Source organism: Thalassobaculum sp., assembly GCF_040219615.1.
Taxonomy (GTDB): domain Bacteria; phylum Pseudomonadota; class Alphaproteobacteria; order Thalassobaculales; family Thalassobaculaceae; genus Thalassobaculum_A.
In genome coordinates this window covers 65,332-85,153 of record NZ_JAVJSE010000017.1, presented here as the reverse complement: position 1 = coordinate 85,153, position 19,822 = coordinate 65,332, and the positions used below count along the sequence as shown (strand labels likewise).

Genomic DNA, 19,822 nt, shown 5'->3' with positions numbered 1-19,822 from the left:
CGAGTGCGTCTTGACGAGGCGGTCCCGATCAAGCAAGTTGATATCAACATGTTTTCAAGAAACCGAACCGAGCGGGGCACGCCATGAAGCTCTACTACGCCGAGACCCTGATGCCGCGGAAGGCCTGCGCGGTCGCGCGCCACCTGGGATCGCCGGTCGAGTTCGTCCGGGTCGACCTGCAGAAGGGCGAGCAGCGCACGCCGGAATATGCCGCCCTGAACCCGAACCTGAAGGTGCCGGTACTGGTCCATGACGGCGGCAGCCTGTGGGAGTCGAACGCCATCATGTGCTTCCTGGCCCGGGCCGCCGGCTCCGACCTGTGGCCGGGCGACGGCGACCGGCAGGTCGAGGCCATGCGCTGGCTGTGCTGGGACCTGATGCACTTCACCCGCTACACCGGCGAGCTGTATTTCGAGCACGTGATCAAGGCGGACTTCGGTATCGGCGAGCCGGACCCGGCGGCGGTCGAGGAAGCGATGGGCTATGTCCGCAAATACGCCCGGATCCTCGACGACCACCTGAAGGGGCGGCGCTTCCTGGTCGGCGACGGCCTGACGGTCGCCGACTTCGCGGTGGCGATCGCGCTGCCCTACGCGGCGCGCGCCCGCATCCCGCTCGCCGACTATCCGGAGGTCGCGCGCTGGCACGCCCGGCTGGAGGAACTGCCGGCCTGGCGCGAGCCGTTCCCGGCCGTCGACGCCGCGGCCTGAGCGCCGGCGGTCAGTCCTGGCCCGCGACGATCTCCAGGCGCCGGAAGAAGGATCGGAACCCGAGTGCCTGCCAGAATGCCTGGCCGACCGGGTTGCTCTCCAGCACGTCCAGGGTGACGCGGGTCCCCGGCGGGACCCGCTCGCGCAGGAACAGCGCGAAGCCGGCGCGTCCCAGCCCGACGCCGCGCCACGCCCTGTCGATGCAGAACTGCCGGACGTGGATCGCGGCCCCGTCCGGCTCCGGCGCATGGGCGACATAGCCGACGACCCGGCCGTCCAGCTCCAGGATCTCCTGGCGCCAGTCGCCGCTGTCCAGCCAGCCCCGGTGGCGGGCCAGAAGCTGCTCGTAGGAGAGGCGCGCGGGATGGATGCCCTTCGTCGGCCAGCAACTGGCCGTTCAGCTCGGCCAGGACCGGAAGGTCGGCCGCGACCGCCCGGCGGATGGCGAGAGCGCCGTGGAAGGGCTGCGCGGGCATGGCGGTCTCCCGAACCGTCGGCCGGGGTGGCCACCCCGACATACTGGCGGCGGTCCCGGCCCGGGCCAACCGTCTCGACGCGGCCCGGCGCTCGTCCTACCTATGGGCCGAGCGATCGCGACGGTTGATCGATGAGACGCAAGCGGATCACGAGACGGAAGGCGTTGTCCCTGGTCGGCGGCGGCGTGGTGCTCGCCGCCATCGGCTGGGGCGGCTGGCACTGGTATTCGCGGACCCGCCGGCCCTCGCAGGCGCTGGAGCCGTGGCACCTCGCGGGCGGCTACGACGAGCCGCGCATGCGGGCCCTGTCCTACGCCATCCTGGCGCCCAGCCCGCACAACCTGCAGCCCTGGCTGGCCGACCTGCGGCAGCCCGGCCGGATCGTCATCCTGCGCGATCCGGCGCGGACCCTGCCCGAGACCGACCCCTACGGCCGCCAGCTGACCATCGCCATGGGCTGCTTCCTCGAGCTGCTGGCGATGGCGTTGGCCGAGGACGGCACGACCGCCGACGCAGAACTGTTCCCGGACGGCGAGGACGGGCCGGTGGCGATCCTGCATCTGCAGCCCGGCGGCACGCCGGATCCGCTGTTCCGGCACGCGCTCGACCGCCGGTCCGGCAAGGAGCCCTACGAGGAACGGCCGGTGCCGCCGGAGATGGCCGCGGCGCTGTCGAGCCATGCCCGCATCGTCGTCGAGCCGGAGCTGGTGCGCAGCCTGGCCGGGCTCGCCCGGGCCGCCTGGGAGGTCGAGGCCAAGACCCCGCGTGCGCTGAAGGAGAATGTCGACCTGATGCGGTTCGGCAAGGCCGAGATCGAGGCCCGTCCCGACGGCATCGCGGTCGGGGGGCCGACCCTGGAGGCGCTGATGGCGGTCGGCGCCCTCGACCGAACGGCGCTACTGGACCGCGACTCCGCCGCTTTCGACGTGATGCTGCGGTTGCAGGAGCGGGTGTTCTGGGCGACCCCGGCGTTCGCGACGGTGGTCACCCCGGGCAACACCAGGCTCGACCAGATCGAGGCCGGCCGACGCTGGCTGCGGCTGAACCTGGCGGCCACCGGGCTCGGCCTGTCGCTGCACCCGGTCAGCCAGGCCCTGCAGGAGTATCGCGAACTGTCGATGCACCGGCGCCGGGCGCACGAGCTGCTGGCCGAGCTCGGCGAGGCGGTGCAGATGCTCGGCCGCCTGGGCTTCGCGCCGCCGGTGCCGCCGGCGCCGCGCTGGCCGCTGGCCGCGCGGATGGTCCGGGCCTGAGTCAGGCCAGCTCGAACAGCCGGCCCCAGCCGCGGATCCCCGACGGGTCGCCGCCGGCCGCCCGGATCGCGCCCCACAGGGCGACCGAGACGCTGTCCAGCAGGACGATGCCGAGCTCGGCCTCCAGCCGTTCCGCCAGGCGGGCGCCGCGCAGGTTGGTGCACAGCACGACGACCGCCTCGGCGCCGTCCTCGGCGACCTCGCGGATCATCCGCTCGACCGTCGCCTCCGGCACCTTGGCGAAGGCGAAGTTGTCGGTGATGTCGAGCCGGCGGTCGGCGACGCAGGCGAAGCCCTCGTCCTCGAAGTTTGCGCGCACCCGGTCCTGGACGTCGGCGACGTAGGGCGTGACCAGCCCGAAGCCGGGCGCCTCGAGCAGGCGCAGCGCCGCCAGGGTGTCGAGCACTGCGGAAGTCGCCGGGATGCCGGTCTCGGCCGTGACCTCGGCCAGGATCGCCCGGTCGCGGTCGGGGCCGAGCCAGCCGGCCGAGGTGCCGTTCCAGCAGATCGCCCCGACCTTGGCGTCGGCCAGCAACGACGCGGCCTCGCGCATCGGCGCGGTGTCGAACTGCGCGGTCGAGCCGCCGGCCATCGAGATCGAGGTTACACGGATTCGCGCCGAATGCGACGAGATGTGCGGCGTGCCGGCCAGCAGCGCCGCCGTCATCGGCTCCAGCACGGTGTTCGACGACGGCGTGATCATGCCGAGGCGGAGGGGAGGGGACATGTGGTGGCCCGTCAGTGCGATGGATTGATGCTTGTTTCGACGAGGCGCTCGGCGATCCGGAGCAACTCGGCAAGATCCTCGGACGAGGGGGTCAGGCTCAATTGACCGTGCGAGATCGCGTTCCGCATGTTTCCCAGACGTCTGAGCAGCGGGCCGTCACCCTGGGACGCGTGTCCATGGGAGATCAGCAAGTCGATCAAGGAGTTCGGCGAGATGCTACGCGCCGCCAATGCAGGTTGAAGGATTCGGCCGATAGCCTCCATTGAACTCCACGCCAACAGCAAGGCGCCTCTCGGCTCGATCTCCGACAATTTCTGAAGCCCGCGCAGGGTGGCTCGAACCTCCTCCGGGGTTGTCGAGCCGACGGCCGTGCCGTCCGGCGAAACGTAGACGACCTCCAGGCGCCAGTCCTCGTGTCCGCTCAGCAGGCTGTTGATCTGCCTGATCTGCGTCGTCGCCGAGGCGGTCCGCGAGTGCATCACCTCGATCACGAGCGAGGGATCGGCGCCCACCGCGATGGCGTCGGGTCGAAAGCCGCGGAGGAAGGCCGGCAACTGCTCGGGTCCGGGCGACCGCACGAGCGTGTACCCATCCTTCTTCAGCCGATTCTCGATCAGGTCGAGCGCAGTTCGTTCGTCGGCAAGTGCGGGCATTGTCATGACAGCTCCTCGTGAGGATCGCCGGACACTCGAACGTACACTACCGGCTCCTCGGCTTCTAAGGCCGAAAGGAGGGTGCCGGTCGGACCGCGAAAGCCGAAAACGCGTCCAGGCTCGAATTTCTGCACCACGACGCGTTCTATCTGGCCATCATCCGCGTACACGCACCGGTTCATGGCATCCAGTATCGGCTTCACTCGGTTGTCCACGTCCCCCTGCAGTTCGGCATCGGGAAAGATGTAGATCGTGACCGCGAGCGGCTCGGTCAGGAGCCACGCTCCCTCGGGCAATTGAGCCCTGGCAGAGCTTTGCACGATCATCTTCCATTCGATCCGGGAGCGAGGAGAGGTCTGCAGGCTGACCGCGGTTCCGCGAACGATAAACTCGAATGGCAGGTCCGGCAGGAGATCCACGATCGATCCTCAAGAACAACCGGAAGAGAACTCCCAGTGGCACGGCTATGTCACGCGGTGGCCGGTTTTCGGGACCAAGGGAGAATCTAAACCATCAAACTCCCCTGCATCTCCCCACCCGTCGCTTCCGCCACCAGTTCCTCCGTCAGCTCGTCCATCAGGATGTCGACCGCGCCGCCGGCCACCTGCTCGCGGCCGATCTCCAGCAGGATCGGCACCGCCAGCGGCGACACCCGGTCGAGGCGGCGATGCACGATCCGGCCCTGCACGCGGGTCAGCAGGCCGGCGAGGCGGGAGATGTCGGTCAGGCCGCGCGCCGCGTCCTGGCGGGTCGCCTGCAGCAGGATGTGGTCGGGCTGGTGGCGGCGCAGCACGTCGTAGATCAGGTCGGCGTTGAAGGTGACCTGGCGGCCGGACTTCTCGTGGCCGGGCAGCTTGCGCTCGATCAGCCCGGCGATCACCGCGACGTTGCGGAAGGTCCGCTTCAGCAGGCTGGACTCCGCCATCCACTCCTCCAGGTCGTCGCCCAGCATGTCCTGGTCGAACAGCGCGTCGACGTCCCGGCATTCCTTCACCGACCAGATCGCGATCACGTAGTCGGTGGCGACGAAGCCGAGCGGGCCGAGGCCCATGCGCTCCATCCGCCGGGTCAGCAGCATGCCGAGGGTCTGGTGGGCGTTGCGGCCCTCGAAGGTGTAGGCCACCAGGTACTGCCGCTCGGCGCGCGGGAACGCCTCGACCAGCAGGGTGTCGGCGCGCGGCAGCACCGAGCGCCAGCGCTGCTGCTCCAGCCACTCCGAGACCGGGCCAGGCAGGGTGGCCCAGGCGTCCGTGTCTTCCAGCATGGCGCGGACCCGGGCCGACAGCCGGGTGGTCAGCGGCAGCCGGCCGCCGCCGTAGACTGGCACCGCCGGCTCGCCGCTGCCGCCGGGGGTGGCCTCGACGAAGCGCTCGCGGATGCCCTGGAAAGTCAAAAGCCGGCCGGCGAACATGAAGGTGTCGCCGGGCCTCAGGCCCTGCACGAAATACTCCTCGATCTCGCCCAGGACGCGGCCGCGCGACAGCCGGACCTTCAGCACGTCGGCCTCGACGATGGTGCCGACGTTCATGCGGTAGGCCTGGGCGAGCCGCGGGTGCGCGAGGCGCAAGCGGCCGTCGTCGGTCGGCCGCAACCGCTGCCAGCGCTCGTAGGCGGCCAGTGCGTAGCCGCCGGAGCGCACGAACTCCACCACCTCGTCGAAGGTCGCGCGCGGCAGCTCGGCGTAGGGCGCGGCGGTCACCACCTCGGCGTACAGCGCGTCCGGGTCGATCGGCGTGGCGCAGGCGCTGCCGAGCACGTGCTGGGCCAGCACGTCGAGCCCGCCCGGCCGCGGCTCGTCGCCGTCCAGGTCGCCGGCCCGCACGGCGTCCAGCGCCGCCTTGCACTCCAGCACCTCGAAGCGGTTGGCGGGGACCAGCAGCGCCCGGCTCGGCTCGTCCAGGCGGTGGTTGGCGCGGCCGATGCGCTGCAGCAGCCGCGACGCGCCCTTCGGTGCGCCGACCTGGATCACCAGATCGACGGCGGCCCAGTCGATGCCGAGGTCGAGGGAGGAGGTGGCGACCACCGCGCGCAGGCCGCCGCGGGCCATCACCGCCTCGACCTTGCGGCGCTGCTCGGCCGCCAGCGAGCCGTGGTGCAGGGCGATCGCCAGGTGGTCCTCGTTGGCGTGCCACAACGCCTGGAAGATCAGCTCGGACTGGGCGCGGGTGTTGACGAACACGATGGTGGTGCGGTGCGCCTTGATGGCGGCGTAGATCCGGTCGACCGCGTGCAGGCCCATATGCCCCGACCACGGCAGCCGGCCGTCCGGCATCAGGATCCTGACCTCGGCCCGGGCCGCCTCGCCGCCGCGCACCACCGCCACGTCGTCGGCGGGTGCCCGGCCGGTCTTCGACAGGAACACCTCCAGCGCCGCCGGATGCGCCACCGTCGCCGACAGCCCGACCCGCCGGGCCCGGGGGGCCAGCCGCGACAGCCGCGCGAGGCCGAGCGCCAGCAACTCGCCGCGCTTGCTGCCGGCCAGGGCGTGCAGCTCGTCGACCACCACGCAGCGCAGGCCCGCGAACACCTTTTCGGCGTCCGGGTAGGAGATCAGCAGCGCCAGGCTCTCCGGCGTGGTCAGCAGCAGGTTGGGGGGCGCGCGGCGCTGGCGCTGGCGCTTGGCCTGCGGGGTGTCGCCGGTCCGGGTCTCGGCGGTCACCGCCAGCCCGATCTCCTCGATCGGGGTCGTCAGGTTGCGGTGGATGTCGACCGCCAGCGCCTTCAGCGGCGAGACGTAGAGCGTGTGCAGCCCGTCGCGCGGGTTCTCGGCCAGGTCGACCAGGCTGGCCAGGAAGCCGGCCAGGGTCTTGCCGCCGCCGGTCGGCGCGATCAGCAGGGCCGAGCGACCCTCGCGCGCCGCCGCCAGCATCTCCATCTGGTGCGGGTGCGGGGCCCAGCCCTTGGCAGCGAACCAGTCGCCGAAGGCCGGGGGCAGGGAAGTCGCGGGCGTGGTGCCGTCCATGGCGGTCAGTCTAGCGGCTCGGAGGCGGCCGGTCGTTCGATCAGAGCCGGCGCACGGAGTCCCAGGCGACCGCCAGGCCGAGGCCGGCGAATACCACGCCGAACAGGGCCGTCGCCGTGCGCCGCATCCGCTCGAAGGCGCGGATCACACGGCCGGCCGAGAACAGCGTCGCCGTGACGCTGTGACAGGTCACGGCCAGGACCGCGCAGAGCGCCACGATCCCGCCGAGCAGGGTCGGCGAGGCGTCGATCGGCACGAACGTCGTCAGAATCGAGCCGAAGAACAGCGCCGCCTTCGGGTTGGTCAGGCTGACCAGCAGCCCGGTGCGGAACGCGCGCGGAGTCCGGGCCGAACCGACCGACGCCACCAGCCCGGACGCGTCGTCGAGGAGTGCGGCTCGAAGCGACCTGAAGCCCAGCCAAAGCAGATAGCCGGCGCCGGCCAGGCGGAGTGCCAGCAGCGCGTTCGGGAACAGCTCGAACAGGGTGGCGACCCCGAGCACCGCGAGACCCGCCCAGACGGTTGCGCCGGCCGACAGGCCGAGCCCGGTCAGAAGCCCGGCCCGACGGCCGCCGGTCAGGGATGCGCTCATGACCGCGATCATGTTCGGGCCCGGCGTGATCCAGGCGATCAGGTTTGCCAGGACGATTGAAGACAGGATCACCAGCAGGTCCACGGACGGCTCCCGGTGCGGTGCTGCAGGGCGGTGCAGTGTGCGTCGTGCGCCCGGTCCCGGCACCGGCAAAAATCCGCAGTGCCGTCGCCCGGAAATGCGCATGACCCTGCGCCACCCGTGCCACGCCCTCGACCGTCAGTCCACGGCGGCGGTCGACAGCCACCAGCCGTCCCCGGCGACCCAGGCGGTGTCGTCCGCCCGGGAGTCCAGGCGCAGGGAGCGGACATCGCTCCAGCCGCGCCGGAAGGCCCGGTCGAGCGCTGCGGCGTCGGACCGGTCCTGCGCCCCGATGCAGGGAATGAACCGGCAGCCGCACACGAAGCGGGCGGCGAAGCCGGCGATCCGGCGGGTGACCAGCAACATGCCGCCGCCGTCCGGGCCGACCAGCGGGAACAGCAGCCTGCCGCCGGGCCGCAGGGCGTCGACCCAGGCCCGCATCGGCGTGGTGGCGCCGGCGCTGACATAGATCGCGTCGGCGTCGGGGAGTGCGCCCTCGGTCGCCGAGGCGGGGACGACCGTGACGTTCGGCCGGTCCGCCAGGTTCTCGGCGGCGATCTCGGCCAGGGTCGGCTCGATCTCCCAGCCCTGCACCCTGCCGGCCGGGCCGACCAGTTCGGCGATGATCGCGGTGTAGTAGCCGGTGCCGCAGCCGATGTGGACGGCGGTCTCGCCGGCCCGGAGGTCGAGGGCGGCGAGGCAGCTCGCGTGCAGCGACGGCTGGCCGTTGTTGATCCCGGCCTCGGCGTCCAGCGCCACGAGCACGTCGCGATAGACATGCGCCGGATCGGCGTTCGGGGTCGACCGATAGCCGGAGCCCAGCTCGAGGATCTTCCACGGACCGGGCCCGAGGAAGCGCTCGCGGGGGACCGCCGCGAAGGCGTCGCGCACGGCCGGCGATCCGGCGGCGGCCGTCACCTCGTCGGCGTAGCGTGCCCGGATCCCGGCGATCGATGCGGCCCCTGCCACCGGCGTGCCGCCGTCAAGCGACGTCGATGGAGTCGACGCGGTCCGGGTAGAAGGCGACGTGCCCGCGGATCGCCATCGCCTCGTCATAGGGCAGGTCGTAGGACCAGGCGACGTCGCGGCCGTCGACGCCGCCGGCGCTGACCGACCAGTAGCTCGCCTCGCCCTTGAACGGGCAGTAGCTGTTGGTGGCGGTCGGCCGGAACAGGTGGGCCCGGGTATCGGTCATCGGCAGGTAGTAGACCGGGCCGTGGCCGGTCTCCTCGCACAGCACCGCCTTGTCCGACTCGGCGATCACCTCGCCGCCGAGCCTGACCGTCACGCGCCTGCCGGCGGGCCTGAAGGCCACGACGTGGTCCGGCTTGCGGGCGAAACCGGGGGCGGGATTGGCGACGGCGGTTGCGGACATCGTGGCCTCCTCGGACGGGCGTGTCTCCTGAGGTTGGGCGTGGCATCGGCCACCGCAAGGTGCGGGCCGCCGCTGTCGTTCACCGCCGCCGCCGGGCCGGCCCCTTACGCCGCGCCACGGTGCCGCGCTGCAGCCCGGAGCCGAGGGAACCGGCTCCGGGCTGCATGGCGTCATCAGGGCCCGTAGATCAGGTCGACCAGGAACATCGGGATCGCCGGCACATAGGTGCAGATCAGCAGCACCGTCAGCAGCACGCCGATGAACGGCAGGTTGACCTTGGTGGTCTCCCAGATGTCGGCCTTGGCGATCGAGCAGGAGGTGATCAGCACGCTCGCCACCGGCGGGGTCTGCTGGCCGATCGCCAGGTTCAGGGTCACGATCAGGCCGAAATGCACCGGGTTGATGCCGACCGTCTCGATCAGCGGCACGATGATCGGCACCACCAGGATGATCGCCGCCGCCGAGTGCAGGAAGAACCCGATCACCAGGAAGAACACGTTCAGGATCAGCAGGATCAGGTACTTGTTGTCGGTCAGCTCGACCAGTCCCTGGGCCAGCTTCTGCGGGACCTGCGACACCGTCAGCAGGTCGCCCATCAGCACCGAGGCGGCGACCAGGATCATCACCACTGCGGTCTGCAGGCCGCCGTCGAGCATCGACTCGCGCAGATGGTTGAGGTCGAAGTCGCGGTACCACAGCCCGACCACGACGGAGGCCAGCACGGCCAGGCCGGCGGCCTCGGTCGCGGTCACCAGCCCGGAGAAGATGCCGCCCAGGATGATGACCGGCAGCATCAGCGCCGGCAGCGCGTCCACGAAGGTGGTCCGCAGGTCGTGCAGGTTGAACGCCTTCTCGACCGGGAAGTTGTACTTCCGCGCGAACAGATAGGCCACGAACATCAGCCCGAGTCCGCCCATCAGCCCGGGGACCAGGCCGGCGACGAACAGCTGCTCGACCGAGGCGTTGGCCGAGACCGCGTACAGGATCATCGGGATCGACGGAGGGATGATGATGGCGAGCGACGCCGAGGACGAGGTCACGGCGGCCGCGAACGGGGCGGAGTAGCCGCGCTTCTTCATCTCCGGGATCATCACCGAGCCGAGGGCCGCGACGTCCGCCACCGCCGAGCCGGAGATCTCGGCGAAGAACAGCGACACGCCGATGTTGACCATGGCGAGGCCGCCGCGCACGAAGCCGATGATGGCCGCCACGAAGGCGATCAGCCGGCGCGAGATGCCGCCGGCGTTCATGATGGCGCCGGCCAGCACGAACATCGGGATCGAGATCAGCGCAAACCCGGTGGCGCCGCGGTACATCTCGATACCGAGCGACAGCAGGCTGCTGACCCCATGGAAGGCGGTCTGGCCCAGGAGGGCGGCGATCGCCAGCGCGATGCCGATGGGGACGTTGATCAGGATCATCGCCACCATCGCGAAGAACATGAGCGCGAGAATCATGACTCAGTTCTCCGCAAACGGGACTTCGGGATGCTCGAGCGAGCGTCCGACCCGGGCTGCCCGCCAGGCTTCGGGCATGCTCAGCAGTTCGCAGATCACGAACAGCGTGGCCCCGACCGGGATCACCGACTGGGTGAGGCTGACGGAGATCCAGGGCAGGCTGATCAGGTTCTCGTCGCCGACCACCTCCAGCACCTTCCAGCCGGCCCAGGCGAGCAGCACGAAGAAGCCGATCACCAGGATCTCGGCGATCGCGACCGCGATCATCCGGATATCGACCGGCATCCGCAGCAGCAGGCCGTCGAAGCCCAGATGCTGGCGGCGCAGGGCTGCCAGGGCGGCGCCGTAATAGGTGATCCAGGCCAGCATCACCGAGGCGACCTCGTCGTACCAGCTGAGGGAAGCGCCGAACTTCCGGTAGATCACGGCGACCAGCACGATCACGGTCAGGGTGATCATCAGGCCGATGACGACCCATTGCAGGGCGACGTCGATATTGCGGCGGATACTGGGGATCATGGCGTCGGCGGTCTCCGGCGGTCGGGTCGGGAACCGGCGGCCACGCGCTGGGCGCGGCCGCCGGCAGGATAGGCGCGGTGCGGATCAGCCGCGCAGTGCCGAGATCTGGTCGATCAGGGCCTTGCCGCCTTCGACCGAGGTGCCGAACTCCTCGTAGATGCCCTTGGAGGCGTTCACGAAGGCTTCCTTGTCGGCCTCGTTGATCGCCATGCCCTTCTCCTTGAGCTTGCCGAGCAGGTCGTCGTCGAAGTTCTTGCCGGCCTCACGGGCGAACGGCTCCATCTCGACGGCGGTCTCGCTGATGATCTTCTGCACGTCCGCCGGCCACTTCTTGAACGTGTTCGGCGAGGTGACGATGTAGGCCGGGATGTACACATGCCCGGTCATCGAGAGGTACTTCTGTACCTCGTAGAACTTGGCGCTCCAGACGTTGATGAGCGGGTTCTCCTGGCCGTCCATGACGCCGGTCTTCAGGGCGGTGAACACCTCGGAAAACGCCATCGGCGACGGGTTGGCGCCATAGGACTGGAACATCTTCACGCGCCACTCGCCGCGCGGGGTGCGCAGCTTCACGCCCTTCAGGTCCTCCGGCTTCACGATCGGCCGGACATTGTTGGTGACCTGCCGGAAGCCGTTCTCCCAGAAGCCGAGGATCATGACGCCCTTGGCCTCGGCGGCCGGGCGGAACACCGTGTCGCCCATCTTCGCCATCACCCGGGCGGCATGGTCGCGGTCCTTGATGATGTAGGGCATGTCGAACACGCCGAACTCGGGCGTGACCGACGACATGATCGACGACGGCAGGAAGAAGTCGATCTGGCCGAGCTTCATCTTCTGCAGCATGTCCTTGTCGTTGCCGAGCTGGCTCGACGGGAACACCTGCACCTCGATCTTGCCGCCGCTCTTCTCCTTGACCCGCTTGGCGAACTCGTTGCCGGCGACGTCGAAGTGCGAGCCGACCTCGCCGACATGGCCGAAGCGGAGAACGGTCTGGGCGTTGGCGGCGGCGGTCACCGCCATCGAGACGGCGAGCGCCGTCGCGCAGAGCATCATGGAACGCATGGGCTTCCTCCTGAGAAATCTGCCTTCGGCAGTTGCTTGGTTCATTGGGCCGGACGGCCGGGGCATCCGGGGCGACGCCCCGGAATTCAGTGTCGCCTCATTTCCGTTGTCTAGCCAACGTGCTACCTCCTGGAGCGGCTCAGCCGACGATCGGCCGCAGGTTGTCGCGGTAGGCGCGCATCCGCTCGATGTAGCTCTGGGCCGGGCGGCGGATGCGCTCCAGGTCCTCGTCGCTGACCTCGCGCACGATCTTGCCGGGCGACCCCATGACGACCGAGCGCGGCGGGATCTCCTTGCCCTCGGTGATCAGGGCGTTGGCGCCGATCAGGCAGCCGGCACCGATCTTCGCGCCGTTCAGCACGACCGCGCCGATGCCGATCAGGGTGCCGTCGCCGACCGTGCAGCCGTGCAGCATGACCAGATGGCCGATCGAGACCTCGACGCCGAGGGTCAGCGGGAACCCGGGGTCGACGTGCAGCACCGAGCCGTCCTGCACGTTGCTGCCGCGTCCGATATGGATGCGGGCATTGTCGCCGCGCACCACGGCGCCGAACCAGACGCTTGCATCGTCCTCCAGCACCACGTCGCCGATCACCGTCGCGGAGTCCGCGACCCAACTCCTGGCCGGGTCGTAGACCGGCCGCTTGCCGTCGAGTTCGTACAACATGGCGGTCAGGCCCCGACGAAGTTGGGCTTGCGCTTCTCCATGAAGGCGCGCCGGCCCTCGATGTAGTCCTGGCTGTCGAAGCAGCCCTTCACCAGGTCGGCGCATTTCTGCAGGTCGCGCTCGGACTCCGGTTTCACGGCCTCGCCGACGATGAACTTGACGGAGCCGACGGTCAGCGGCGCGTTGCCGGCGATGCGGTTCGCCATCGCCGTGCAGAACGCCTCGACCTCGCCGTCCGGCACCACCCGGTTGACCAGGCCCATGAACTTGGCGTCCTCGGCGCTGAAGCGGTCGGCGGTGAAGAAGATCTCCTTGGCGAAGGACGGGCCGACCAGGGCGACCAGCCGCTCCAGCCCGGCATAGGCGTAGCCGAGGCCGAGCTTGGCGGCCGGCACCGCGAACTGCGCGCCCTCGCCGCACACCCGGATGTCGCAGCATACCGCCAGCGCGCAGCCGCCGCCGACGCAGAAGCCGTCGATCTGGGCGATCACCGGTTTCGGGAATGCGTGGACCTTGGTGTAGACCCGGGCGGTGGTGGTGTTGTAGTGCGCCACCGCCTCCTCGCTCGCCCGCTCGCTCTCGAACTTGGAGATGTCGGCGCCGGACACGAAGGCCTTGCCGCCGGCGCCCGACAGGATGACGACCCGGACGTTGTCGTCGGCGGCGTAGTGGTCCAGGGCCTCGTCGACCGCGGTCCACATCTCCAGCGAGACCGCGTTCCGCTTCTCCGGCTGATTGAAGACGATCCGCCCGATCGCCCCGTCGACGCTGGTGATGATCTTGTCAGACATGGTGTCGGTCCTCTTCGTCAGATCACGCCGTCGGCGCGCAGCCGGGCGATGTCGTCGTCGCTGTAGCCGGCGCCGCGCAGGACTTCGTCGCTGTGCTGGCCGGCGGTCGGGGGCGGGGCGGCGATGCGGCTCGGCGTCCGGCTCATGATGATCGGCTGGCCGACCAGATGGCTGGGGCCGCGTTCCTGGGAATCGACCGGCTGCGCCATGCCGAGATGCTCGACCTGGGGGTTCTCGAACGCCTGCCGGATGTCGTTGATCTCGCCGCACGGCACGCCGGCGGCATTGAACCGCTCGACCCAGTCGGCGGTGGAGCGGGTGAGGGTGACCGCCTCGATCTCGGCGTTGAGAGCGTCGCGGTTCTTCGAGCGCAGCTTGCCGTCCGCGTAGTCCGGGTTCTCGGCCAGGCCCATCCGGTCGATCGCGCGGCAGAACCGCATCCAGATCTCCTGGCCGGCGACCGCCAGGTTCATGTAGCCGTCCGTGGTCTTGAACACGCCGGTCGGAATGCTGGTCGGGTGGTTGTTGCCGGCCTGCTTGGGGACCTCGCCGTCCATGGTCCAGCGCGCCGCCTGGAAGTCCAGCATGAAGACCTGGGCCTGCAGCAGCGAGGTCTGCACCCACTGGCCCTTCCCGGACACCTCGCGCTCCAGCAGGGCGATCATGATGGCCTGCGAGCAGAAGATGCCGGCCGTCAGGTCGGCGATCGGGATGCCGACCCGCATCGGGCCGTCGCCGGGCTTGCCGGTGATCGACATCAGGCCGCCCATGCCCTGGGCGATCTGGTCGAAGCCGGGGCGGTCGCGGTACGGCCCGTCCTGCCCGAATCCGGAGATGCTGGCATACACCAGCCCCGGGTTGTCGGCGCTCAGGGTCTCGTAGTCGATCCCGAGCCGGCGCTTCACGTCCGGCCGGAAGTTCTCGACGATGACGTCGGCTTCCTTCGCCAGCCGCCGGAACACCTCGATGCCGGCCGGCTTCTTCAGGTCGAGGGTGAGGCTGCGCTTGTTGCGGTGCAGGTTCTGGAAGTCGGACCCGGAGCGCGGGCCACCGAGCTGGCCGCCGTCGTCGGTCACCGGCATCTCGATCTTCACGACGTCGGCGCCCCAGTCCGCCAACTGGCGCACGCAGGTCGGCCCGGACCGGACGCGGGTCAGGTCGAGGACCTTGAACCGGGACAGCGCCGTGCTGGCTCGCTCGATTGGCATGCGGGTCTCCTCCGGGGCGACTTGTTCCTTTGCCCCCATGGTGACGTCAGGTGCCGGGGGTTGTGCAAGCACCGTAGCGTCCCGGCAGATTGTTGACAATCTACTGTCTGGAATCTACCGTTCCGATCAGAATCCCGTGGAGGCCGAATGCCCTCGGACGCCGAAAAACCGTTCCACGCCAGCGAGTTCGCCACGCTGACGACGCGCGTGCATCGGGAGATCGAGCGGCGCATCCTGACCGGCGAGATCAAGGCCGGCGAGAAGATCGGGGAGGCGGCCCTGGCGGACAGCCTGGGGGTCAGCCGCGGCCCGGTGCGCGAGGCGATGCGGACCCTCGAGCGGTCCGGCCTGGTGACCATCATCGCCAACCGCGGCGCGATCGTGCGCAGCATCGGCCTGGACGAGGTGGTGTGCCTGTACGAACTGCGCGGCACCATCTTCGCCTATGCCTGCGAGCGGGTGGCGCGCCGGTACACGGAGCCCATGCTGGCCACCCTGCGCGAGCAGGTCGCCGGCATGGAGGATGCGGTCGCGCGCGACGAACTCGCGACCTACTACCGCCTGAACGTCGAGTTCCACGCCAGCCTCCTGGAATTCTCCGGCAACGCGCGGGCGCGCTCGATCTACGAGGGCGTGGTCAAGGAGATGCACCTGTTCCGCCGCCGCAGCCTGTCGAAGGTTCCGAACGTGGACGCCTCGCTGGCCGAGCACCGCGACATCATGGACGCGATCGAGCGGGACGACGCCGACGCCGCCCGCGAGGCTGGCCGCCTCCATGTGGTGCACGGCTGCAGGCGGTTCCTCGACACCCTCGACGGCACCGTCGCCGAGGAGCGCCGCGATGATACCCGCCGGGCCGCCGGCGCGACCGACTAGCCCACGGCCGCCCGCCGGGTGCGGCGGGAAGGCCGCCTGACTGAAAGGGCCCGGACAAGGGCCCGTCACCAAAAAGGAGGCGGCCGGTCCGGCACGTCCCCGGAGCCAACGAGGAGGAAGCCATGACGACGACACCCGGGCACCCGACGCGTCGAACGATCCTGTGGGGGGCAGCTGCCGGCGCCGGTTCGCTGCTGCTGCCGGGCCTCGGTCGCCCGGCCTTCGCGGCCGACGATTTCCCGTCGCAGGCCATCAACATGGTCACCCACGCCGGGCCGGGCGGCGGGACGGACATCACCACCCGCATGATGATGCTGCGGGCCCGCAAGGAGTTCGACCAGGATCTGGTGGTGGTGAACAAGCGCGGCGGCAGCGGCTCGGCGGCGCTGATGTACACCAACAGCCAGCCGCGCGACGGCTACACGGTGATGACCATCACCCAGTCGCACATCTTCCAGATCATCCAGAAGAAGGTGCCGCTCGGGATCGACGACCTGGTCGGCATCGCCCGGGCGACCGACGACCCGACGGTGATCGCGGTGAACGTCAACAGCAAGATCAAGACGCTGGAGGACCTGATCGCCGCCTCCAAGGACGCCAAGGGCGGCCTGAAGTGGGGGACCACCTTCGCCGGCGGCGCCGACCATGTCGGTATCCACAACTTCGCCAAGGCGGCCGGCGGCATCCCCTACACCATCGTGCCGTTCAAGGGCGGCGGCGACATCGTCACCAACCTGGTCGGCGGCAACGTCGAGGTGGCCCTGCTGAACTACGCCGAGGGCGAGTCGCAGTTCACCGCCGGCGAGATCCGTGGCGTCGCCAGTCTCTCGGAGGAGCCGATCGCGGCCCTGGGCGGCGTGCCGACCGCCCGCGACAAGGGCATCGACGCGCTCGCCTCCACGGTGCGCGGCTTCGCGGTGCTGTCGGGCGTGCCGGAGGAGCGGATGGCTCGGCTCGAGGCCGGTATGGTCAAGGCCATGAAGCACTCGGTCTACCAGAACTACCTGACGACCAGCGGCATGCCGGTCTCCAGCGTCGCCGGGCGCGAGGTCTGGAACAAGCAGATCCGCCGCATCTTCGAGGAGAGCAAGACCGCGCTGACCGAGCTCGGCATGCTCTGAGGCCGGCCGCCATGGGCATGTCCCCGGGCGAGGGAGGGGCCGCCGCACCGGCGGCCCGCTTCCCGCGCGACCTGCTGGTCGCGTGCGCGATCCTGGCGTTCTGTGCGGTCGCCTACGGTATCACCCTCGGCTTCGCCAAGGCGCCGGCGGCGGTCGCCCAGAACGTCCAGCCGGCGACCTTCCCGCGCCTGGTGATCGCGGTGATCGCCGTGCTGTCCGGGGTGCTGGCGCTGATGTCGTTCCGGGCCGACTCCGCACGCAAGCGGCCGGTCAGGCCGATGGTCGTGGCCACCGCGGTCATGATGGTCGCCTTCGTCATCGCCTTCGACATCCTGGGATTCATCGCCGCCATGGTGCTGTTCGCCGCCGCCATGCCGCTCCTGTGGGGCGAGCGGCGGTGGCGCCTGGTGCTGCCCTTCGCGGTGCTGTTCCCGGCGGCGATCTACCTGGTGTTCGTGGTCGGCCTCGGCGTGCATTTCGATCCAGGCCTGCTGGGCATCAACTGAACCTCACGCGCGGTGTCGACGATGGACGCGTTCCTGGCCGCCGGTGCGGCCTTCATGGATCCCTACCTGCTCGGCCTGGTGCTGATCGGCACCGTCGGCGGCGTGCTGGTCGGTGCCATGCCGGGGCTGAGCTCGACCATGGCGACGGCGCTGCTGCTGCCGTTCACCCTGACCATGGATCCGATCCCGGCGATCGCGCTGCTGAGCGCGCTGTACTGCGCCGGCACCTATGGCGGGTCGATCACCGCGATCCTGGTGAATGCGCCGGGCGCGCCGCCGGCCGCCGCCACCGCCTTCGACGGCTATCCGCTGGCCCAGCAGGGCCGGGCCGGGCTGGCGCTCGGCATGGCGGCGGTGTCGAGCGTGATCGGCGGCCTGTTCAGCGTGGTCGTGCTGATCGTCGCGGCGCCGCTGCTGGCCCGCGTCGCCTACGACTTCGGGCCGCCGGAGTATTTCGCGCTGTCGCTGTTCGGGCTGTCGATGCTGGCCACCATCAGCGGCGAGTCGGCGGTCAAGAACCTGATCGGCGGCGCCTTCGGGGTGCTGCTTGCGACCATCGGCATGGACTTCACCACCGGCGTCGACCGCTTCACCTTCGGGTTCTGGGAATTGTCCGAGGGTATCCACTTCATCCCGGTGATGATCGGCCTGTTCGCCGGCGCCGAGTTCCTCACGCAAGCCGGGCAGCTCGACCGGGTGCAGGTCCGCGCCGCCCTCGATGCGGTACGGCTGCCGGGGATGGAGCACTTCCGGAAATGCGCCGGCACCATCGCCCGGTCCTGCGGCATCGGCACCTTCATCGGCCTGCTGCCGGCCGAGGGCGGCACCGTCGCCGCCATGATCGGCTACAACGAGGCCAAGCGCTGGGCCAGGGACAAGTCGCAGTTCGGCAAGGGCGACATCCGCGGCATCGCCGGGCCGGAGACCGCTAACAACGCCGCCACCGGCGCCGCCATGGTGCCGACCCTGGCGCTCGGCATCCCGGGCAGCGCCACCACCGCGATCATCCTGGGCGCCCTGCTGGTGCACGGCCTGCGGCCGGGGCCGCACCTGTTCACCGAGACCCCGACCCTGCTGTACGCGATCTTCCTGGCGATGCTGCTGGCCAACCTGGTGTTCGGGATGTTCGGCCTGATCGGCGCCAAGCTGTTCGCGCGGGTGACGCTGATCCCGGTGCGCTTCCTGTGGCCGTCGGTGTTCGTGCTGGCCTGCATCGGCGCCTACGCGCTGGAGCAGTCGGTGCTGGACGTGTGGATCATGGTGTTCGCCGGCCTGCTCGGCTTCGTGCTGAAGCGCTACGGCTTCGCGGCGGCGCCGATCATCATGGGGCTGATCCTGGGCGAGCTGGTGGAGAACAGCCTCAAGCAGTCGCTGATCATCTTCGACCACGAGTGGCTGCGCTTCCTGGAGCGCCCGATCGTGGTGACCTTCCTGGCGCTCACCCTGTTCTCCGCCCTGTGGCCGCTGGTCTCGGTATGGCGTGCGCGAAGGGCGGCCGCCGCGGCGGCGGAGTAGGGAGACGCCCGTCCCGCGTGGGTTCCGGCTCCGTCCCGCCTGCGGCGGTCCGGTCCGGAATGACGACCAGATTGAGCGCGCGTCGGCGCGCCCATCCCCCTGTCGTCATTCCGGACGGACGCGCGCGAGCGCGGCCGAGCCGGAACCCACGCGGCGACGGGCGCCTCGGCCTCAGAAATACCGCGCCAGGTTCCCGCGGATCCGCTCCAGCACCGTGCCGTCCATCGCCGGGATCTCGAACTCCCGGCCGGTGATGGTCTCGTAGGCCCGGATGTAGACCTCGGCGGTCTGCACGATCACCTCCTCGGGGATCGGCGGGATCGGGTCGTTGTACGGGTCGCAGCGCGCCGCCACCCAGTTGCGCATGAAATCCTTGTCGAAGCTCTCCGGCTTCTCGCCGCGCGCCACCCGTTCGGCATAGCTCGCCTCGAACCAGTAGCGGCTGCTGTCCGGGGTGTGGATCTCGTCGGCCAGCACGATCTTGCCGTCGGCGTCGGTGCCGAACTCGTACTTGGTGTCGACCAGGATCAGGCCGCGCCGGGCGGCGATCTCGCGGCCGCGCGCGAACAGGGCGAGGGCGTGGCCGCACACGGTGTCCCACTGCTCGGCGGTCAGCAGCCCGCGCTCCAGGATCTCGGCGGCGGTCAGCGGTTCGTCATGGGCGCCGTAGGCGGCCTTGCTGGTCGGTGTGATGATGGTCTCGGGCAGCTTCTCGTTGTCGCGCAGTCCGTCCGGCAGGCGGTGGCCGTACATCTCGCGCCGGCCAGCCTTGTACATGGTCAGGATCGCGGTCGAGGTGGTGCCGGCCAAGTAGTCGCGCACCACGATCTCGACCGGCAGAATGGTCAGCCGCCTGGCCACCACTACGTTCGGGTCGGGGTATTCGAGCACGTGGTTCGAGCAGATGTCGGCGGTCTGCTCGAACCAGAACCGCGCCGTTCGGGTCAGCACCTCGCCCTTGAACGGGATCGCCGCCAGGCTGATGTCGAAGGCGCTCAGCCGGTCGGTGGCGATCAGGATCCGCCGGCCGTCGGGCAGGTCGTAATTCTCGCGCACCTTGCCGTGATAGTGGTTCGGCAGCTCCGGGATGGTGGCGTCGTCGAGGACGCGGCGGGCGTTGGTCCTGAGGGCGTCGAGGTTCATCGCGGTGTTCCCGGGCCACGGTCTGAAGTCGGGGCATTCAGCGGGGAGTTATGACCGGTTCCACGGCACCTGTCTCGCGGCCCGTCGCCGCGGCGGGGGCCCAACGACCGATGGCCGGCCCCGCGGGA

The 19,822-nt window shown here is 69.9% G+C and carries 21 protein-coding genes; 6 read left to right on the top strand and 15 right to left on the bottom strand.

Annotated features, from left to right (window positions below; translation table 11 throughout):
• Positions 1 to 83: 83 nt before the first annotated feature.
• Positions 84 to 710, top strand: a complete 627-nt coding sequence (locus tag RIC31_RS11795) for a glutathione S-transferase family protein (RefSeq protein ID WP_350107124.1) — start codon at positions 84 to 86, stop codon at positions 708 to 710.
• A 10-nt stretch (positions 711 to 720) separates the two neighbouring features.
• On the opposite strand, the gene RIC31_RS11790 is transcribed toward RIC31_RS11795, so the two are convergent.
• Entirely contained in the window at positions 721 to 990 is a 270-nt protein-coding gene (locus RIC31_RS11790; protein WP_350107179.1) for a GNAT family N-acetyltransferase, read from the bottom strand.
• A 327-nt stretch (positions 991 to 1,317) separates the two neighbouring features.
• Here RIC31_RS11790 and RIC31_RS11785 point away from each other — a divergent pair, with 327 nt between their 5' ends.
• Positions 1,318 to 2,439 carry an Acg family FMN-binding oxidoreductase gene (locus RIC31_RS11785; protein ID WP_350107121.1) on the top strand — a complete coding sequence of 374 codons (1,122 nt, stop codon included), beginning with the start codon at positions 1,318 to 1,320 and terminating at the stop codon, positions 2,437 to 2,439.
• A 1-nt stretch (position 2,440) separates the two neighbouring features.
• Here the strand turns inward: RIC31_RS11785 and RIC31_RS11780 are convergent, their stop codons facing one another.
• The 13 genes from RIC31_RS11780 to RIC31_RS11720 form a co-directional block, all read right to left on the bottom strand.
• A complete protein-coding gene (locus RIC31_RS11780) occupies positions 2,441 to 3,166 on the bottom strand; it encodes a maleate cis-trans isomerase family protein (RefSeq protein WP_350107118.1) in 726 nt (241 codons plus the stop codon).
• An 11-nt stretch (positions 3,167 to 3,177) separates the two neighbouring features.
• Positions 3,178 to 3,825 carry a hypothetical protein gene (locus tag RIC31_RS11775; protein ID WP_350107115.1) on the bottom strand — a complete coding sequence of 216 codons (648 nt, stop codon included), beginning with the start codon at positions 3,823 to 3,825 and terminating at the stop codon, positions 3,178 to 3,180.
• Positions 3,822 to 4,238, bottom strand: coding sequence for a RusA family crossover junction endodeoxyribonuclease (locus tag RIC31_RS11770; RefSeq protein WP_350107112.1), 417 nt, complete (start codon positions 4,236 to 4,238; stop codon positions 3,822 to 3,824). Before RIC31_RS11770 ends, RIC31_RS11775 begins: the two co-directional genes overlap by 4 nt.
• An 86-nt stretch (positions 4,239 to 4,324) precedes the next feature.
• Positions 4,325 to 6,781 carry a ligase-associated DNA damage response DEXH box helicase gene (locus RIC31_RS11765; protein WP_350107109.1) on the bottom strand — a complete coding sequence of 819 codons (2,457 nt, stop codon included), beginning with the start codon at positions 6,779 to 6,781 and terminating at the stop codon, positions 4,325 to 4,327.
• 40 nt (positions 6,782 to 6,821) lie between these two features.
• Positions 6,822 to 7,457 carry a LysE family translocator gene (locus RIC31_RS11760; protein WP_350107105.1) on the bottom strand — a complete coding sequence of 212 codons (636 nt, stop codon included), beginning with the start codon at positions 7,455 to 7,457 and terminating at the stop codon, positions 6,822 to 6,824.
• A 135-nt stretch (positions 7,458 to 7,592) separates the two neighbouring features.
• Positions 7,593 to 8,423 carry a protein-L-isoaspartate O-methyltransferase family protein gene (locus tag RIC31_RS11755; protein WP_350107102.1) on the bottom strand — a complete coding sequence of 277 codons (831 nt, stop codon included), beginning with the start codon at positions 8,421 to 8,423 and terminating at the stop codon, positions 7,593 to 7,595.
• 13 nt (positions 8,424 to 8,436) lie between these two features.
• On the bottom strand, positions 8,437 to 8,829 hold the full coding sequence (locus RIC31_RS11750; protein WP_350107099.1) for a DUF427 domain-containing protein: 393 nt from the start codon (positions 8,827 to 8,829) through the stop codon (positions 8,437 to 8,439).
• 173 nt (positions 8,830 to 9,002) lie between these two features.
• On the bottom strand, positions 9,003 to 10,286 hold the full coding sequence (locus RIC31_RS11745; RefSeq protein WP_350107096.1) for a TRAP transporter large permease: 1,284 nt from the start codon (positions 10,284 to 10,286) through the stop codon (positions 9,003 to 9,005).
• Between the two features lie 3 nt (positions 10,287 to 10,289).
• A complete protein-coding gene (locus RIC31_RS11740; protein WP_350107094.1) occupies positions 10,290 to 10,805 on the bottom strand; it encodes a TRAP transporter small permease in 516 nt (171 codons plus the stop codon).
• Positions 10,806 to 10,889: 84 nt separating this feature from the next.
• Positions 10,890 to 11,867, bottom strand: a complete 978-nt coding sequence (locus RIC31_RS11735) for a TRAP transporter substrate-binding protein (RefSeq protein ID WP_350107090.1) — start codon at positions 11,865 to 11,867, stop codon at positions 10,890 to 10,892.
• A 139-nt stretch (positions 11,868 to 12,006) separates the two neighbouring features.
• Positions 12,007 to 12,534: a gamma carbonic anhydrase family protein gene (locus RIC31_RS11730; protein WP_350107087.1), complete on the bottom strand. Its 528-nt coding sequence runs from the start codon at positions 12,532 to 12,534 to the stop codon at positions 12,007 to 12,009.
• Positions 12,535 to 12,539: 5 nt separating this feature from the next.
• Positions 12,540 to 13,325, bottom strand: coding sequence for an enoyl-CoA hydratase (locus RIC31_RS11725; RefSeq protein WP_350107084.1), 786 nt, complete (start codon positions 13,323 to 13,325; stop codon positions 12,540 to 12,542).
• 17 nt (positions 13,326 to 13,342) lie between these two features.
• Positions 13,343 to 14,533, bottom strand: a complete 1,191-nt coding sequence (locus RIC31_RS11720; RefSeq protein WP_350107081.1) for a CaiB/BaiF CoA transferase family protein — start codon at positions 14,531 to 14,533, stop codon at positions 13,343 to 13,345.
• A 147-nt stretch (positions 14,534 to 14,680) separates the two neighbouring features.
• Between RIC31_RS11720 and RIC31_RS11715 the strand changes: the two genes are divergently transcribed.
• The 4 genes from RIC31_RS11715 (at position 14,681) to RIC31_RS11700 (ending at position 18,551) form a co-directional block, all read left to right on the top strand.
• The gene (locus RIC31_RS11715) at positions 14,681 to 15,409 is read left to right on the top strand and encodes a GntR family transcriptional regulator (RefSeq protein ID WP_350107078.1); all 729 of its coding nucleotides are present in this window, start codon (positions 14,681 to 14,683) and stop codon (positions 15,407 to 15,409) included.
• 122 nt (positions 15,410 to 15,531) lie between these two features.
• On the top strand, positions 15,532 to 16,530 hold the full coding sequence (locus RIC31_RS11710; RefSeq protein WP_350107075.1) for a Bug family tripartite tricarboxylate transporter substrate binding protein: 999 nt from the start codon (positions 15,532 to 15,534) through the stop codon (positions 16,528 to 16,530).
• A gap of 11 nt (positions 16,531 to 16,541) precedes the next feature.
• Positions 16,542 to 17,036, top strand: coding sequence for a tripartite tricarboxylate transporter TctB family protein (locus RIC31_RS11705; RefSeq protein ID WP_350107072.1), 495 nt, complete (start codon positions 16,542 to 16,544; stop codon positions 17,034 to 17,036).
• 21 nt (positions 17,037 to 17,057) lie between these two features.
• Positions 17,058 to 18,551, top strand: coding sequence for a tripartite tricarboxylate transporter permease (locus RIC31_RS11700; RefSeq protein ID WP_350107069.1), 1,494 nt, complete (start codon positions 17,058 to 17,060; stop codon positions 18,549 to 18,551).
• A gap of 171 nt (positions 18,552 to 18,722) precedes the next feature.
• Here RIC31_RS11700 and RIC31_RS11695 read toward each other — a convergent pair whose 3' ends face one another.
• Positions 18,723 to 19,694 (bottom strand): phosphoribosylaminoimidazolesuccinocarboxamide synthase, encoded by a 972-nt coding sequence (locus tag RIC31_RS11695; protein WP_350107066.1) that lies wholly within the window; start codon positions 19,692 to 19,694, stop codon positions 18,723 to 18,725.
• Between the last annotated feature and the right edge of the window lie 128 nt (positions 19,695 to 19,822).